This is a genomic window from Sinorhizobium sp. KGO-5, assembly GCF_036245905.1.
Lineage (GTDB): Bacteria > Pseudomonadota > Alphaproteobacteria > Rhizobiales > Rhizobiaceae > Sinorhizobium > Sinorhizobium meliloti_A.
The window spans coordinates 84927-103237 of the sequence record NZ_BDIZ01000008.1; the positions used below are offsets into that span (position 1 = coordinate 84927).

Annotated in this window: 7 protein-coding genes; 4 read left to right on the forward strand and 3 right to left on the reverse strand. The window is 64.0% G+C overall.

Features of this window, described 5'->3' with window-relative positions; translation table 11 throughout:
• Positions 1–187: 187 nt before the first annotated feature.
• Positions 188–8686, forward strand: coding sequence for a cyclic beta-(1,2)-glucan synthase (ndvB, locus tag BHD07_RS25690; RefSeq protein ID WP_445190500.1), 8499 nt, complete (start codon positions 188–190; stop codon positions 8684–8686).
• Between the two features lie 287 nt (positions 8687–8973).
• On the forward strand, positions 8974–10131 hold the full coding sequence (locus BHD07_RS25695; protein WP_100672675.1) for an OpgC family protein: 1158 nt from the start codon (positions 8974–8976) through the stop codon (positions 10129–10131).
• A 193-nt stretch (positions 10132–10324) separates the two neighbouring features.
• Here BHD07_RS25695 and BHD07_RS25700 read toward each other — a convergent pair whose 3' ends face one another.
• Positions 10325–12082, reverse strand: a complete 1758-nt coding sequence (locus tag BHD07_RS25700; RefSeq protein ID WP_018098745.1) for a glucan ABC transporter ATP-binding protein/ permease — start codon at positions 12080–12082, stop codon at positions 10325–10327.
• Between the two features lie 378 nt (positions 12083–12460).
• Here BHD07_RS25700 and BHD07_RS25705 point away from each other — a divergent pair, with 378 nt between their 5' ends.
• Together BHD07_RS25705 and pyc are read left to right on the forward strand one after the other, a co-directional pair.
• Positions 12461–13201 carry a helix-turn-helix transcriptional regulator gene (locus BHD07_RS25705; RefSeq protein ID WP_003535227.1) on the forward strand — a complete coding sequence of 247 codons (741 nt, stop codon included), beginning with the start codon at positions 12461–12463 and terminating at the stop codon, positions 13199–13201.
• A gap of 131 nt (positions 13202–13332) precedes the next feature.
• Positions 13333–16791, forward strand: a complete 3459-nt coding sequence (pyc, locus tag BHD07_RS25710; protein WP_100672676.1) for a pyruvate carboxylase — start codon at positions 13333–13335, stop codon at positions 16789–16791.
• Between the two features lie 15 nt (positions 16792–16806).
• Here pyc and BHD07_RS25715 read toward each other — a convergent pair whose 3' ends face one another.
• Positions 16807–17568 carry an amino acid ABC transporter ATP-binding protein gene (locus BHD07_RS25715; protein ID WP_100672677.1) on the reverse strand — a complete coding sequence of 254 codons (762 nt, stop codon included), beginning with the start codon at positions 17566–17568 and terminating at the stop codon, positions 16807–16809.
• Positions 17565–18245: an amino acid ABC transporter permease gene (locus BHD07_RS25720; protein ID WP_003535752.1), complete on the reverse strand. Its 681-nt coding sequence runs from the start codon at positions 18243–18245 to the stop codon at positions 17565–17567. Before BHD07_RS25720 ends, BHD07_RS25715 begins: the two co-directional genes overlap by 4 nt.
• Positions 18246–18311 lie beyond the last annotated feature (66 nt).

Genomic DNA, 18311 nt, shown 5'->3' on the forward strand with positions numbered 1-18311 from the left:
CCGCCGGCTTTGCGTTCGGCGCCTGCCTTCACCGATACTCTCTTCCCGGGACAATGACGGCGAAGGAGGGCACATGACCGTGTCTAGAAACGCGCCGGCGCCGTCTGCATCCTCGGGGTCGCAGCCACACCGGCAGAACAACGACAACCGGGCCGATCAGTCCCGAGTGGAACCAGAATCCGTACCCATGCTCCAGAACACAACGCAGTCCAACTTACCGCGCGAACCGGAAGCGAAGCAGATCGACTACAACGATTCGATCCGCTCGACCTATTTCTCGATCGACGACCTGCGAGCATGCGGCGCGAGCCTCGCCGAACACGGCACTTCCGCTCTGCCGGGCTTCTTTCCGTTCGAATTTCGCGTCCGCCATCGGGAGAACGAGAAAGAAATCCTGCGCGTCTACCGGGCGACCGCGGCCGACGTGGAAGCCGGCGCCTCGATCACGCCTGCAGCCGAATGGCTGCTCGACAACCACCACGTCGTCGAAGAGGCGATCCAGGAGGTACGGCGCGACTTTCCACGCCGTTTCTACCGGCAACTGCCGACGCTATCGGTCTCCGGAACCGTCATCCCGCGCACGATGGCCCTTGCCTGGCTTTACGTTGCCCATACCCACAGTACCGTCACGCGGGAAAGCATCACCGCGATGGTGGAGGGCTTCCAGGAGCACGAGACCCTCAAGATCGGCGAATTGTGGGCGCTGCCGTCGATCCTGCGTTTCGTCCTCATCGAAAATCTGAGGCGCATCGCCATCCGCGTCGAGCGCTCGCGCGGCATGCGGCGGAAAGCGAACGAGGTCGCTGACCAGCTCATCCGGCTGAACGATCCGGAAGGCTGCCGGACGCTTCTGGTGGAGTCCGAGGCGCTTGCCGCCGATAACACCTTCATCGCACAGCTCCTTTACCGCATGCGTGACGGTTCCCAGAGTTCGGGTGCCGTCATCGCCTGGATCGAGGAGAGGCTGGAGAGGCGTGGCACCGACGTCGAGGAGGCGCTGGTAGCGGAGCAGAACCGCCTTTCGTCCGGCAACGCGACGATGAGCAATATCATCCGCAGCCTGCGCGAGATCGACGACACGGACTGGGCCGTCTGGTTCGAAAGCGTCAGCAAGATCGATGCGACGCTGCGCGAAGGGTCCGACTATGCGGCGCTCGATTTCGGATCGCGCAACACGTATCGCGACACGATCGAGAAGCTTGCCCGCCGGTCCGGTCACAGCGAGCATGAAGTCACGAAGATCGCGATCGAGATGGTCGAGGAGGCAAAAGCCGCCGCGGCCGTCGAAGCGCCTCTGCAGGAGCCGAATGTCGGCTCCTTCCTCGTCGGCAAGCAGCGCCTGGCCCTCGAGAAGAGGATCGGCTATTCGCCCTCGATCTTCCAGCACCTCATCCGGTCGGTCCGCAAGCTCGACTGGTTCGCCATAGCCGGGCCGAACATTCTCTTGACGATCCTGGCGATGATCGTCGTCTATGCCTTCGTCAGCCCGATGGATATTCCGAGCGGCGCGAAGCTGATCATGCTCCTGCTCTTCGCGCTGCCTGCCTCCGAAGGCGCGATGGGCCTGTTCAACACGGTCTTCACGCTGTTTGCCAAACCCTCGCGGCTGGTTGGTTACGAGTTTCTCGACGGAATACCCGAGGATGGACGCACGCTGGTCGTGGTGCCTTGCCTGATTGCCAAGCGCGATCATGTAGACGAGCTCGTGCGCAACCTCGAGGTTCACTATCTCGCCAATCCGCGCGGCGAGATCTATTTCGCGCTCCTGAGCGATTGGGCCGACAGCAAGTCGGAGGAGGCGCCTGCCGACACGGATGTTCTCGAATATGCCAAGCGCGAGATCGCGTCTCTCTCGGCCCGCTATGCCTATGACGGCAAGACGCGCTTCTTCCTGCTGCACCGCCGCCGGCTCTACAACGAGGCCGAGGGCGTGTGGATGGGATGGGAGCGCAAGCGCGGCAAGCTGCACGAGTTGAATCTGCTGCTTCGCGGCGACCGCGATACCTCCTTCCTTCAGGGCGCCAACACGGTGCCGGAGGGCGTGCAATATGTGATGACGCTCGACTCCGACACGCGTCTCATGCGCGACGCGGTGACCAAGCTCGTCGGCAAGCTGTATCACCCGATCAACCGGCCGGTCGTCAATCCGAGGACACAGGAGGTCGTGACCGGCTACAGCCTCCTGCAGCCGCGCGTGACGCCGTCGCTCACCACCGGCAGCGAGGCCTCGGCCTTCCAGCGCATCTTCACCATCAATCGCGGCATCGACCCTTACGTCTTCACCGTGTCGGACGTCTATCAGGACATTGCCGGCGAAGGCAGCTTCACCGGCAAGGGCCTCTATCACGTCGACGCCTTCGAGGCTGCTCTCAAGAGCAGGATCGAAGAAAATGCGGTGCTCAGCCACGACCTTCTCGAAGGTTCCTATGCGCGTTGCGCGCTGGTGACCGACATCGAGCTCGTCGAGGATTTTCCGACCCGCTACGAGGTCGAGATGTCGCGTCAGCATCGTTGGGCGCGAGGCGACTGGCAGCTCCTGCCGTATATCTTCAATCCGAAGAACGGCCTTTCGATGCTCGGGCGCTGGAAGATGTACGACAACCTGCGCCGCTCGCTCATTCCCGTCGCCTGGCTCGCCGCTTCGGTCATGGGCTGGTACTACATGGAGCCGACCCCGGCGCTGATCTGGCAGCTCGTGCTGATTTTCAGCCTGTTCGTCGCGCCGACGCTGTCGCTGATCTCCGGGATCATGCCGCGGCGCAACGACATCGTCGCGCGTGCGCATCTCCACACCGTGCTGTCGGACATCCGCGCCGCCAACGCGCAGGTCGCGTTGCGCATCGTCTTCATCGCGCACAACGCGGCGATGATGGCGGATGCGATCGTGCGCTCGCTCTATCGCACCTTCGTCAGCCGCAAGCTGATGCTCGAATGGCGCACCGCCGCGCAGGTGCAGAGCGCCGGCCACGGTTCGATCGGCGACTACTTCCGCGCGATGTGGACGGCACCGGCGCTTGCACTGGTGTCGCTGGCGCTTGCCGCCATCTCCGATACGGGGCTGCCCTTCATCGGGCTGCCCTTTGCCCTTATCTGGGCCGCCTCGCCTGCGGTCGCCTGGTTCGTGAGCCAGTCCGCCGAGACCGAAGACCAGCTCGCCGTTTCCGAGGAGGCGATCGAGGAGATGCGCAAGATCGCCCGGCGGACATGGCGCTACTTCGAGGCGTTCGTCACCGCCGAGCAGAACTTCCTGCCGCCGGACAACTTCCAGGAAACGCCGCAGCCGGTACTCGCGGAGCGTACCTCGCCGACGAATATCGGCGTCTATCTCCTGTCGGTCATGTCGGCGCGCTCCTTCGGCTGGATCGGTTTCGAGGAGACGATCACGCGCCTCGAGCAGACGATCGCCACGATCGACCGCATGCCGAAATATCGCGGCCATCTCTTCAACTGGTATCGCACGCGCGGGCTCGAACCGATGGAGCCGCGTTATGTCTCCTCGGTCGACAGCGGCAACCTCGCCGGACACCTGATCGCGGTCTCGTCCATGTGCCGCGAATGGGCCGAAGCGCCATCCGCCCACGTCCAGGGCAATCTCGACGGCATCGGCGACGTCGCGGCGATCCTCAAGGAGGTATTGAGCGAGCTTCCCGACGATCGCAAGACCGTACGGCCGCTGAGGCGCCTGATCGAGGAGCGCATCGCCGGCTTCCAGAATGCGCTTGCGGCGGTCAAGCGCGAGCGCGAATTCGCCTCCATCCGGGTGATCAACCTCGCGGTGCTCGCACGCGACATGCACAAGCTGACGGTCAATCTCGACCATGAGGTGCGCACCGTCCCCAGCGGCGAAGTGGCGACATGGGCGGGCTCGCTGGTGGCCGCCTGCGAGGCACATATCGCCGACGGCGTCTTCGACCTCGGTGCCATCGAGGCTCTGCGCCAGCGTCTGCTGGTGCTCAAGGAGCGCGCACGCGACATCGCCTTCTCCATGGACTTCAGCTTCCTGTTCCGGCCGGAGCGGCGGCTGCTGTCGATCGGCTACCGGGTCAACGCCAACGAACTCGACGAGGCCTGCTACGATCTGCTCGCCTCCGAGGCGCGGCTGACGAGTCTTTTCGCGATCGCCAAGGGGGATCTGCCGACCGAGCACTGGTACAAGCTCGGCCGTCCGATCGTGCCGATCGGCGCGCGCGGTGCGCTCGTCTCCTGGTCGGGTTCGATGTTCGAATATCTGATGCCGCCGCTCGTCATGCAGGAGCGGCAGGGCGGCATCCTCAACCAGACCAACAATCTGGTGGTCCAGGAGCAGATCAATCACGGCCGTCGGCTCGGGACGCCATGGGGCATTTCCGAGGCGGCGTTCAATGCGCGCGACCACGAGCTGACCTACCAGTATACGAACTTCGGCGTGCCGACGCTGGGTCTGAAGCGCGGCCTCGGGCAGAATGCCGTCATCGCACCTTACGCGTCCATTCTCGCCTGCATGTACGATCCGAAATCGGCGCTCGCCAACCTGGCGCGGCTCCGGGAGGTCGGCGCCCTTGGGGCCTACGGCTATCACGACGCCGTCGACTTCACGCCGACGCGCGTGCCGGAAGGCCAGAAATGCGCCGTCGTGCGCAACTATTATGCCCATCATCACGGCATGTCGGTCGCCGCGGTCGCAAATGTCGTCTTCAACGGGCAGCTGCGCGAGTGGTTCCATGCCGACCCCGTCATCGAGGCCGCCGAACTCCTCCTGCAGGAGAAGGCGCCGCGCGACATCCCGGTCATGGCCGCCAAGCGCGAGCCGGAAGCGCTGGGCAAGGGCCAGGCCGATCTCCTGCGCCCCGAAGTCCGCGTGGTCGAAGACCCGATCAACCAGGATCGCGAGACGGTTCTGCTGTCGAACGGTCACTACTCCGTCATGCTGACGGCGACAGGGGCGGGCTATGCCCGCTGGAACGGCCAGGCGGTCACGAGATGGACTCCTGACCCGGTCGAGGACAGGACGGGGACCTTCATCTTCCTTCGCGACACGGTGACGGGCGACTGGTGGTCGGCGACGGCCGAACCCCGGCGTGCGCCGGGCGAAAAGACCGTTACCCGCTTCGGCGACGACAAGGCCGAATACGTCAAGACCGTCGGCGATCTGACAAGCGAGGTGGAATGCATCGTCGCCACCGAGCACGATGCCGAAGGCCGTCGGGTTATCCTGCTCAACACGGGTACGGAAGACCGGTTCATCGAGGTGACGTCTTATGCCGAGCCCGTGCTTGCCATGGACGATGCCGACAGCTCGCACCCGACCTTCTCGAAGATGTTCATCCGCACCGAGATCAGCCGTCACGGAGACGTGATATGGGTCTCGCGCAACAAGCGCAGCCCCGGCGATCCGGACATCGAGGTCGCCCATCTCGTCACCGACAATGCCGGCAGCGAGCGCCACACGCAGGCGGAGACCGATCGCCGGCGCTTCCTCGGCCAGGGCCGCACGATTGCCGAGGCGGCCGCATTCGACCCGGGCGCCACGCTTTCCGGCACCGACGGCTTCACGCTCGATCCGATCGTGTCGCTCCGTCGCGTCGTACGCGTGCCGGCGGGCAAGAAGGTGAGCGTCATCTTCTGGACGATCGCCGCCCCGGACAGGGAAGGCGTCGATCGGGCGATCGACCGTTACCGGCATCCGGAAACCTTCAATCACGAGCTCATCCATGCCTGGACCCGCAGCCAGGTGCAGATGCGCCATGTCGGGATCACCTCGAAGGAGGCCGCGAGCTTCCAGATGCTCGGCCGCTATCTCGTCTATCCGGATATGCACCTTCGCGCCGACGCGGAGACCGTCAAGACCGGGCTTGCCTCGCAATCGGCGCTGTGGCCGCTGGCGATCTCCGGCGATTTCCCGATCTTCTGCCTCAGGATCAACGACGACGGCGATCTCGGCATCGCCCGCGAGGCCTTGCGGGCGCAGGAATATCTGAGAGCTCGCGGCATCACCGCCGATCTGGTGGTGGTCAACGAGCGCGCCTCCTCCTATGCGCAGGATCTGCAGCACACGCTCGACTCCATGTGCGAGAATTTGAGGCTTCGCGGCCTTTCGGACGGCCCGCGCCAACACATCTTTGCGGTGCGCCGGGACCTGATGGAACCGGAAACCTGGTCAACGCTGATCTCGGCATCGCGGGCCGTCTTCCATGCCCGCAACGGCACGATCTCGGATCAGATAGCCCGCGCCACATCGCTCTACTCCAAACCTTCCGAAAAGAAGGAGGAGGGCGCCGAGATGCTGCTGCCGGTGATACGGGAGACCGACGAGCCGGTGGCGGTCGAACTCGACGGCGGCGACCTGGATTACTGGAACGGTTTCGGCGGCTTTGCCGAGGACGGCCGCGAATATGCCGTGCGGCTGCGCGGAGGCGAGGCGACGCCGCAACCCTGGATCAACGTCATCTCCAACGAGCAATTCGGCTTCCATATCTCCGCCGAAGGTGCGGCCTTCTCCTGGAGCCGCAATTCGCGCGACTATCAGTTGACGCCCTGGACCAACGACGCGGTCGTAAATCGTCCGGGCGAGGCGATCTTCGTGCGCGACATGGCAAGCGGCGCGGTGCTGACGCCCTATGTCGCACTGTCGCGACGCAAGTCCGCCCAGTTCGAGACCCGTCACGGCCTCGGCTATTCGCGCTTTCTCAGCACGCAGGACGAGCTCGAGATCGAGGCCATGCATACGGTCCACAGGAGCCTTCCGGCCAAGCTCATCCGGCTGACGATCCGCAACCGCAGTTCGGCCGCGCGCAAGTTGCGCATCTACGGCTACGCGGAATGGGTGCTCGGCAACAATCGCAGCCGTACCGCGCCCTTCGTCCTCAGTGAGTGGGACGAAAGCGCGAAGACGCTCGTCGCCACCAATCCCTACAGCATCGACTATCCGGGCCGGTGCGCGTTCTTCGCCAGCGACGGCGATATCGCCGGCTATACGGCGAGCCGGCGGGAATTCCTTGGGCGGGCCGGAGGAATCCTCGCCCCGCAGGCAGTGATCGCCGGCGCCGAGCTCACCGGATCGACGGATGTGGACGGGGATGCCTGCGCGGCGCTCGCGACGGATCTGACCATCGAGGCGGGCGTGGAGCGACAGGTCACCTTCTTCCTGGGTGATGCCGACAATTCCGATCAGGTGCAGGCGGTGCTGGAGGAACTCAGGGCGGACAGTTTCGACGCTGCGCTCGAAGCGGCGAAGGCGTTCTGGGGTGATTTCACCGGAGTCGTGAAGGTGGAGACGCCCGATCGCGCCTTCAACCACATGATCAACCACTGGCTTCCCTATCAGGCGCTCGGCTGCCGGATCATGGCACGCTCGGCCTTCTACCAGGCGAGCGGTGCCTTCGGTTTCCGCGATCAGCTGCAGGATACGCTTGCCTTCCTCATCCATCGGCCGGCGCTTGCCCGTGCGCAGATCCTCAATGCCGCGGCGCGGCAGTTCGTCGAAGGCGACGTGCAGCATTGGTGGCTGCCCGGCACGGACGCGGGCGTCCGCACGATGATCTCGGACGACGTGGTCTGGCTCGCTCATGCGGTTGCGCATTATTGCGCCGTCACCGGCGAGGAAGACATCCTCAAGGAGAAAGTTCCTTTCATCACCGGGCCGGCTCTGGAAGAAGGCCAGCACGACAGCTTCTACAAGCCGGATGTGGCCGACGAGGTGGGCGACGTCTACGAGCATTGCGCCCGTGCGGTCGATCTCGCCATCCGCCGGACCGGCGCCAACGGTCTGCCGCTCATTCTCGGCGGCGACTGGAACGACGGCATGAACCGTGTCGGGGAGGGCGGAAAGGGCACGAGCGTCTGGCTCGGCTGGTTCCTGGCAGGCACCCTGCGCGCGTTCCTGCCCTATGCCCGTGCCCGCAAGGACAAGCCGCGCCTGGCCCTATGGGAGCGGCATCTCGAAGCACTGACGGATGCGCTGGAACAGGCAGGCTGGGACGGCGATTACTATCGCCGCGGCTATTACGACGACGGCACGCCGCTCGGATCGGCGGAGAACGGCGAGTGCCGCATCGATTCGATCGCGCAATCCTGGAGCACGCTTTCGGGAGAGGGCGACAAGGAGCGCTCGCTGCGCGCGATGGACGCGGTGATGGCGGAGCTCGTAGATCCCGAAAAGCGCATCGTCCGGCTGTTCACGCCGCCGCTCGAGACGACGAAGCAGGACCCGGGCTACATCAAGGCCTATCCCCCGGGCGTGCGGGAGAATGGCGGTCAGTATACCCACGCGGCCACCTGGGTGGTGCTGGCATTCGCCGCTCAGGAGCGGGCGGAAGAGGCCTGGCGCACCTTCCGCATGCTCAACCCCGTGTCGCATGCTCTCAGCCAGGAGGACGCCGAACATTATCGTGTCGAGCCCTATGTGGTTGCTGCCGATATCTATGGAGAAGGCGCGCTTGCCGGCCGCGGCGGCTGGACCTGGTACACGGGCTCCGCCGGCTGGCTCTACCGCGCCGGTGTCGAGGGGATTCTCGGCATCCGCAAGCGGGGTGACAAGCTCTTGATCCGGCCCGTCCTACCCTCCGAATGGCCGGGCTTTTCGGCCGAAGTGCGCGTGAACGGCGCCACGCACCGGATTTCCGTCAGCCGCGATCCAAAAAGCGGCGAACCGGTCGTAAGCGTAAATAATAGTGTCACAGAAAACGCGCATGAAGGGGTTTTGCTGTAGCTGCCGGCTTGAAGCACGAGCTGAACCGGCTTTGTTTTCCTGGATCACGATGGCTTGGATCGAACGACCCAAAGCAATCGTGATCCGATCCAACAAGTCGAGCGGAATGCAGGGCGTAAAACGGTACACACATTTCCTCGTCCCGCTCGGAGGCAAGGCCGGCTTTTCTTTGCCGTGTCAGGTTCGCCATTCATTCATGGCGTCGGCGCCGCCCGCATCGGGGCGGCACGGCGGCGCCGGTTTCAACAGGGGTGGGGCGGGGCGCCAAATCCCGGATATCAACGCGCATGCTGCAGAAGACCTTTGAGGGCGGCACCGATCAGAGAGGGGTCGCCCCTCCGGTGCCGACCGGGCGCGACACACGCCTCGACGTTTTTCGGGCACTTTGCCTGCTGACCATCTTCGTCAACCATGTACCGGGCCAGTATCTCGAATATCTGACCCACAAGAACTTCGGCTTTTCCGATTCGGCGGAGGCCTTCGTGCTGATTTCCGGCCTGTCGGTGGGGGCGGCCTATTCCGGCAAGTTCCTGGCCGGCGGCCGGCTCGCCCTCACGCTGAAGATATGGCGGCGCGCCCTGGCGCTCTATGTCGCGCACATCATGACGAGCGTGGTGACGCTTGCGATCTTCGCCGGCGGCGCCCTCTATTTCGGCCGTCAGGAGCTGATCGGCGAGATCAACATCCGGCCGATCGTCGAGCAGACGGAGCAAGGGATCGTCGCCATGGTGCTGCTCGGGCACCAGCTCGGCTACAACAACATTCTGTCGATGTATGCGGTGCTGTTCCTGCTGCTGCCCGGGTTTCTGTGGCTGAATGCCGTGCGCCCCCGATTGCTGTTCGCGTTTTCCGCGACGCTCTGGCTCGCTGCCGGCTGCTTCAAAATGGTGCCCTATAACTTTCTCGACGACGGCTACTGGTTCCTCAATCCCTGGTCCTGGCAGTTCCTGTTCGTGATCGGCATTCTGTGCATGAGCCATGTGCGGCGGGGCGGGAGTCTCCCGCGGAGCCCCTGGCTTCTCGGCCTTTCCGTCGCCTATCTCGCGATTTCCGCCTTCTGGGTGCTGTTTTCCTGGTGGAACATCGATCTCTCCTTCGGCCTGCCTGCGGTGCTGACCGGCTTCGACAAGACCTTCCTGTCGCTGACGCGGCTGCTGCATGTGCTGGCGCTTGCCTATATTCTCGCAACCGTCCCCGTCTTCAGCCGGCTGACGCGGGTCGGAAGCAACCACCCCCTGGTGATGATCGGGCGCCATTCGCTTGCCGTCTTCATTTTCGGGACGATCCTCGCAATGGCGGGCCAGGTGCTGCTTCTCGTCACCGACCGGGACCGGATCATCGGCACGATCTTCGTCATCGGCGGCATCGGCCTGCACTTCGCCTATGCCTATTACCTCGAATGGCTGAAGGAGGTCTCCGTGGCGCCGCCGCTGAAGGCGGCGTGAGGGACTTATCCGCACGCCGGGAGGAGAGTCGCCCCCTCCCGGCGCGGCGGCGGTCATCACAGACCGCACAACCGTTCGATGATTTGCCCTGGCGCTCATGACGCTCGCGGATGTCGCGACCTTCCCGGTCACATAGAAATGCCCCGGAATCCGGGGCATTTCGTTGTAGATCATCCGGTGACCGGTGAGGCGATCACGCTGCCGTAAGGCTCTTGCGGACATCCTCGTCCGTGAGGATACCGCTGGCGCGAAGCAGTGCCGCGAAGCGGCCGTTGCTCTGGCTGAGTTCATGGAAGCCGCCCATTTCCACGATCCGGCCCTGATCCATAAAGATGACCAGATCGGCTTCCCGCACCGTCGACAGGCGGTGGGCGATGATGAAGGTCGTCCGGTCCTTGCGCAAGGCGTCGATGGCATCCTTGACGCGGGCCTCGGTCTCGACGTCGAGCGCGCTGGTCGCCTCGTCGAGCACCAGGATCGGCGCGTTCTTCAGGATCGCGCGGGCAATCGCGACGCGCTGGCGTTCGCCGCCCGACAGCCGGTTGCCGCGTTCGCCGACGACCGTGTCGTAGCCGTTGAGGCGGTCCTCGATGAAGTCGCTCGCGGCGGCGGCCTCGGCGGCTGCCATCACCTCGTCCAAAGAGGCGTCGTCACGGCCGAGGCGGATATTTTCGCCGATCGAGCGGTTCATGAGGCCAGCATCCTGGAAGACTGTGGCGATCGACCGGCGCAGCGATTTGCGAGTGACGGTCGCGATGTCCACGCCGTCGATGAGGATCTGGCCGTGCTTCGGCTCATGGACCCGCTGCAGGAGGTTGACGAGCGTGGTCTTCCCGGCACCGGTCGGGCCGACGATGGCGATCGTCTGGCCGGCCTTGGCCTTGAACGAGACGTTGCGCACGCCTTGGGCGGAGTTTGCGAAGTCGAAGGAAATGTCCTTGAATTCGACCTCGCCGACGACACCCTTCAGTTCCCCGGCATCGGACGGCTCCTCGCGGTCCTGCACGGAATCCTCGAGCTGGAAGAAATCTTCGAGTTTGGCGCGCGCTTCGAAGATCTGGGTGGCGAAGGCCTTCATCTGGTCGAGGCGGCCGATCAGCAGATTGGCGAAGCCGATGAAAGCGATCACCTCGCCGACGCCGAGCTCGCCGCGCTGCACCAGAACGGTACCGATGACGAGGATTGCCATCATCGAGATGGTCGAGGCAATACGGTTGAGGCCGCTCGCCAGAGCCCACCAGTCGAGCACCGGATACTGGGCCGACAGCAGACGCTGCGTGAACTTCTTCAGCTCGCGCGTTTCAGCTTCGATGCGGTTGTAGCTGTGAACCACCGAAACGTTGCTGATCGAGTCGGACACGTGCGAGAAGACCGTGTGGTAATGTCCCTCGACGGCAGCCTGACCCTCCTTCGTGCGGCTCATCACGACCTTGCTGATCATCACATAGGCAGCACCGAGCACGACGAGGATGAGCGACAGACGGACGTCCATGGCAAAGGCGGTCGGAATGAGAAGCACGAGCGCCACTGCCGTCGCCAGATGCTGCCGCATGAATTCGAGCCAGAGGCCGAAGAGCGTCTCGCAGGCTCGCAGCAGCGTGTGCAGCGCATTCGAAGTGCCGCGCTGGCTGTGCCAGGAGAGAGGCATCGAGACGATCCGGCCGAAGGCTTCGGTCAGGAGCGAAGCGCGGCGACCGTGGGCGAGACGGTCCGCCTCGCGGGAGACGAGCACGAAGGCGATCGTATTGAAGACGCCGAAGCCCGCCCACAGGAGCAGCATCGGCGCGACGTCCTTCTGTGAGGAGATCGCGTCGATGATTCGGCCGAACAGAATCGGCTCCGCAATGGTGATGGCAGCCAGGACGATATTGGCTATGACGATCGCCCCGACGCGAAACTTGTGGACAGCAAGATACTGAAGCGCTCTTGCATACACCTGAAACAAGGACACTGTCTCACCCCTTTCGGGTATCGGAATTGGCGCCGCAACGGCACGATGCGGCGATGCGTTGCGTCTTGAACCGACGGCAAGATGATTTTCATCCACCTTGCGTGCCGGCAAAGCCGCGGGTGACGGCCTTTGCGTTCTTCCCAAAAAACGCGGTAGACGGGGCGGATCAGCGAGAAGGATCATCCGATACCATGGGAGGGTTGGCGGGATGATCCATCGTTGGCTATCTTGATGCCTCGACTCCGAGTTTTTGCAGGTTTCCTGCAAGACCGGGCGTGATATGAAGAATTATCGCGGTTGCAACATGAATGGCTTCTGAACGGCGTATTCATATGGCCTGGCGGGTTGCGCGGCGCGTTTTTGATTCGAGGATGCTCTATGAATATTACGTTGCTCGTACAGTTTCTGGCGCTACTGGAAGAGATGAAGACGCGCGAGGAGATCCTGCCTGAGTTCGAGCGGCTGCTCGACCGGTGCGGTTTCGACTTCTACGGCATCGTGCGTCAGCCGAAACCGCACGAGAATCCGCTGAGACTTCTTCTGGCCGGACGCTGGCCGGAGGGCTGGCCGCAGATCTACATCCGCAAGAAATACGTCGTCATTGATCCGACTATCCGCTTCCTCGGGCATGCCCAGCGCGGCTTCCGCTGGCGCGACACGCTCGTGGCCTTCCGCTCGGACCCGCACCGCAAGCGTATGGAAAGCATGATGGTCGAGGCCCGCAATCACGGCCTCTTCGACGGCTATATCTTTCCGGTGCACGGCCGGCGCGGGCTCATGGGCAACCTGACCGTGGGCGGCCGGGTGGTCGACCTGAGCCCGGTGGAGTTGAGCCTTTTCGACGCCATCGCCAAGCGGCTGTTCTGGAAGCTGCTCGAACTCACCGATCCGGAGATCATGGCGGAACTCGTCTCGCGCGTCGAAGTCCAGATGACGCGGCGCGAAATGGAGGCGCTCCACTATCTCGCCGACGGCATGACATCGAACGACATCGGCAAGGTCCTCGACATTTCCAGCCACACGGTCGACTGGTACATGAACGGCATCCAGGAAAAGTTGAAGGCGAAGAACCGGCATCACGTCGTGGCGATCGCCTTCCGCCTGGGACTGATCTCCTGACGACCCGCGCTCCTGACCGAATGGGTCAGCATTCGTGTCGCATCTGAAATTGCGCTTCATTCCTTGACTCGCTAATAGTTCTTTTCGCGGGTGCAGCATTCCCGCGTGTCCAAGTCTATGAGGAGTCCGACTTGTCCATTTCCAAGATCCTTGTTGCCAACCGTTCCGAAATCGCCATCCGCGTCTTCCGCGCGGCCAATGAGCTGGGGCTTAAAACGGTCGCGATATGGGCTGAGGAGGATAAGCTGGCGCTGCACCGCTTCAAGGCGGACGAGAGTTATCAGGTCGGGCGCGGACCGCACCTTCCCCGCGACCTCGGCCCGATCGAGAGCTACCTGTCGATCGACGAGGTGATCCGCGTCGCCAAGCTGTCCGGCGCCGACGCCATACACCCGGGCTATGGCCTGCTCTCCGAAAGCCCGGAATTCGCCGAAGCCTGCGCTCAGAACGGCATCACCTTCATCGGCCCCAAGCCGGAGACGATGCGCCAGCTCGGTAACAAGGTCGCGGCCCGCAACCTGGCGATCTCGATCGGCGTGCCGGTCGTACCGGCGACCGAGCCTCTGCCGGACGATCCGGAAGAGATCAAGCGACTGGCCGAGGAGATCGGCTATCCGGTCATGCTCAAGGCGTCCTGGGGCGGCGGCGGCCGCGGCATGCGGGCGATCCGCGACCCCAAGGACCTGATCCGCGAGGTGACCGAGGCCAAGCGCGAGGCCAAGGCCGCCTTCGGCAAGGACGAGGTCTATCTCGAAAAGCTGGTCGAGCGCGCCCGTCACGTCGAAAGCCAGGTCCTCGGCGACACGCACGGCAACGTCGTCCACCTTTTCGAGCGCGACTGCTCGATCCAGCGTCGCAACCAGAAGGTCGTGGAGCGGGCGCCGGCGCCCTATCTCGATGATGCGCAGCGCCAGGAACTCGCGGATTATTCGCTGAAGATCGCCCGGGCGACCAACTATATCGGCGCCGGCACCGTCGAGTATCTGATGGATTCCGACACCGGCAAGTTCTACTTCATCGAGGTCAATCCGCGCATCCAGGTCGAGCATACGGTCACCGAGGTCGTAACCGGCATCGATATCGTCAAGGCGCAGATCCACATCCTCGACGGCTTCGCCATCGGCGCGCCGGAATCGGGCGTGCCGCGCCAGGAGGACATCCGCCTCAACGGCCATGCGCTGCAGTGCCGCATCACCACGGAAGACCCGGAGCAGAATTTCATTCCGGATTATGGCCGCATCACCGCCTATCGCGGCGCCACCGGCTTCGGCATCCGCCTCGACGGCGGCACTGCCTATTCCGGGGCGGTGATCACCCGTTACTACGATCCGCTGCTCGAGAAGGTCACCGCCTGGGCGCCGAATCCGGGCGAAGCGATCCAGCGGATGATCCGTGCGCTGAGAGAATTCCGCATCCGCGGCGTGGCGACCAACCTCACCTTCCTCGAGGCTATCATCAGCCACCCGAAGTTCCAGGACAACAGCTATACGACGCGCTTCATCGACACGACGCCGGAATTGTTCCAGCAGGTCAAGCGCCAGGACCGCGCCACCAAGCTTCTCACCTACCTCGCCGACGTCACCGTCAACGGCCATCCGGAAGTCAAGGGCCGGCCGAAGCCCTCCGACGATATCGCCGCGCCGGTCGTGCCGTTCATCGGCGGCGAGGTGAAGCCCGGTACGAAGCAGCGCCTCGATCAGCTCGGCCCCAAGAAATTCGCCGAATGGGTGAAGGCGCAGCCGGAGGTGCTGATTACCGACACGACGATGCGCGACGGCCACCAGTCGCTGCTCGCCACCCGCATGCGCACCTACGATATCGCCCGCATCGCCGGCACCTATGCGCGGGCGCTGCCGAGCCTCTTCTCGCTCGAATGCTGGGGCGGCGCGACCTTCGACGTCTCGATGCGCTTCCTGACAGAGGACCCGTGGGAGCGGCTGGCGATGGTGCGCGAAGGTGCGCCGAACCTGCTCCTGCAGATGCTTCTGCGCGGCGCCAACGGCGTCGGCTACAAGAACTATCCGGACAATGTCGTCAAATATTTCGTCCGCCAGGCCGCGAAGGGCGGCATCGACGTCTTCCGCGTCTTCGACTGCCTGAACTGGGTCGAGAACATGCGCGTCGCGATGGATGCGGTGGCCGAGGAGGACAGGATCTGCGAGGCGGCGATCTGCTATACCGGCGACATCCTCAATTCCGCCCGGCCGAAATACGACCTGAAATACTACACGGCGCTCGCCGCCGAACTGGAAAAGGCCGGCGCCCATATCATCGCCGTCAAGGACATGGCCGGGCTATTGAAGCCGGCCGCCGCCCGGGTGCTGTTCAAGGCGCTGAAGGAAGCGACCGATCTGCCGATCCATTTCCACACCCACGACACTTCGGGCATTGCCGCGGCCACCGTGCTCGCGGCGGTCGAATCCGGCGTCGACATCGTCGATGCGGCGATGGACGCGCTCTCCGGCAACACCTCTCAGCCCTGCCTCGGCTCGATCGTCGAGGCGCTGTCCGGCTCGGAGCGCGACCCGGGCCTCGATCCGGAATGGATCCGCCGCATCTCCTTCTATTGGGAGGCGGTACGCCATCAATATGCGGCCTTCGAAAGCGACCTCAAGGGACCGGCTTCGGAAGTCTATCTGCACGAGATGCCGGGCGGCCAGTTCACCAATCTGAAGGAACAGGCCCGCTCGCTCGGGCTCGAGACCCGCTGGCACGAGGTGGCGCAGGCCTATGCCGACGCCAACCGGATGTTCGGCGATATCGTCAAGGTGACGCCGTCTTCCAAGGTCGTCGGCGACATGGCGCTGATGATGGTCTCCCAGGATCTGACGGTCGCCGATGTCGAGAATCCGGGCAAGGACATCGCCTTCCCGGAATCGGTCGTCTCCATGCTCAAGGGCGATCTCGGCCAACCGCCGGGCGGCTGGCCGGAGGCGCTGCAGAAGAAGGCGCTCAAGGGCGAAGAGCCCTATGACGCGCGTCCGGGCTCGCTGCTCGAAGACGCGGATCTCGACGCCGAGCGCAAGGGCATCGAGGAGAAGCTCGGCCGTGAAGTGACCGATTTCGAGTTCGCCTCCTACCTCATGTATCCGAAGGTCTTCACCGATTATGCGGTGGCCTGCGAAACCTACGGCCCGGTCAGCGTGCTGCCGACGCCCGCCTATTTCTACGGCATGGCGCCGGGTGAGGAACTCTTCGCCGACATCGAAAAGGGCAAGACGCTCGTCATCCTCAATCAGGCGCAGGGCGAGATCGACGAGAAGGGCATGGTCAAGATGTTCTTCGAAATGAACGGTCAGCCGCGGTCCATCAAGGTACCCGACCGCAATCGCGGCGCCTCGGCCGCCGTCCGCCGCAAGGCGGAAGCCGGCAACGCCGCCCATCTCGGCGCGCCGATGCCCGGCGTGATCTCGACCGTCGCGGTGGTCTCCGGCCAATCGGTCAAGGCCGGCGACGTGCTGCTCTCGATCGAGGCGATGAAGATGGAGACGGCGCTTCATGCCGAGAAGGACGGGGTGATTTCCGAGGTGCTGGTAAGGGCCGGCGATCAGATCGATGCGAAAGATCTGCTGGTCGTGTTCGGGGGTTAAGCACCGCCCGATGCCTCAAATGTCATAGCTCATCGGCGCGCTCAGGGAGGCGATGAATCGCTTCGTCCGCTCGCGCTCCGGCGTCGAGAAGATCTTGCGCGGGGGACCGCTTTCGACGACGACGCCGCCATCCAGGAAGACGACGTGATCGGCGACGCGGGAGGCGAGGCGAAGGTCGTGGGTGGCCATGATCATCGTGGTGCCTTCCCGCGCAAGGCGGCTCAGGACCTCCACCACTTCTTCCGCCAGTTCCGGATCCAGCGCCGAGGTCGGCTCGTCGCAAAGGAGCACGCGCGGCGAGGGAGCAAGTGCCCGGGCGATCGCGACGCGTTGCTGCTGGCCGCCGGATAGCGTGGCCGGCCAGGCATCCGCCTTATGCGCCATTCCGACCTTCTCCAGCAGCTCGAGCGCCCGGGTGCGGGCCCGGTCGGCCGGCCACTTGAGGACGGTGACGAGGCCTTCCATCACATTGCCGATCGCCGTCTGGTGCGGGAAAAGCTGGAAGTTCTGGAACACCATTCCCGTCTGACGGCGCAGTCTCTGGATCGCCTGCCAGCCGACCTTCCGGCCTTCCGCGAATTCGAGCCGGTCGTCGCCGAGGCGGATTGCCCCCGCCGTCGGGATCTCCAACAGGTTGACGCAGCGCAGCAGCGTGCTCTTGCCGCCGCCGGACGGTCCAACGAGCGCAGTCACGCTGCCTTCCGCGAGCGAGACGCTGATGTCGTTCAGCACGGTGTTGGTGCCGAAGCGCTTGACGATGTGGGAGAGCTCGATCATGCGCGCGCCTCCAGGAAGCCGCCATAGCGGGCGAAGCGCTGCTCCAGTTTCCCCTGCAGCGCCGAAAGGACGGAACTCATGACAAGATAGATCAGGGCGGCTTCGATGTAGAGGATCAAGGGTTCATAACTGGTGGCGACGATGCGCTGCGCCGTCTGGAATAGCTCCGGCACCGTGATCGCGGCGGCGAGCGAGGTGTCCTTGACGAGCGAGATGAAGGTGTTCGACAGCGGCGGAACGGCGACGCGGCCCGCCTGCGGAAGGATCGTCCGGCGCATCGCCTGGCTCCAGCTCATGCCGATCGAATAGGCCGCTTCCCACTGCCCCCTCGGAACCGACGAGATCACCGCGCGGATGATTTCGGAACTGTAGGCGCCGATATTGAGCGTGAAGCCGATCAGCGCTGCGGGAAAGGCGTCGAGCAGTATGCCCATGCTCGGCAGGCCGTAGAAGATGACGAAGAGCTGCACGAGCAGCGGCGTGCCGCGGATCACCCACACATAAAACCGGGCCACCGCCGCGAAAGGAGCCGGAGCAAACAGCCGGACGACGGCGGTGACGAGGCCGAGAGCCAGGCCGAGGGTGAAGGAGAGGAGCGTTAGCGGGATCGTGAAGATCAGCCCCGCCCAGAGCAGGGCCGGCAACGAATCCGCCATCAGTTGAAGCCAGTGGGGCAAGGGAGAACCTTTCAAAACGCGCGATCCGTCCCGGATGCCGGGACGGATCGCGATTCATAAGCAGGA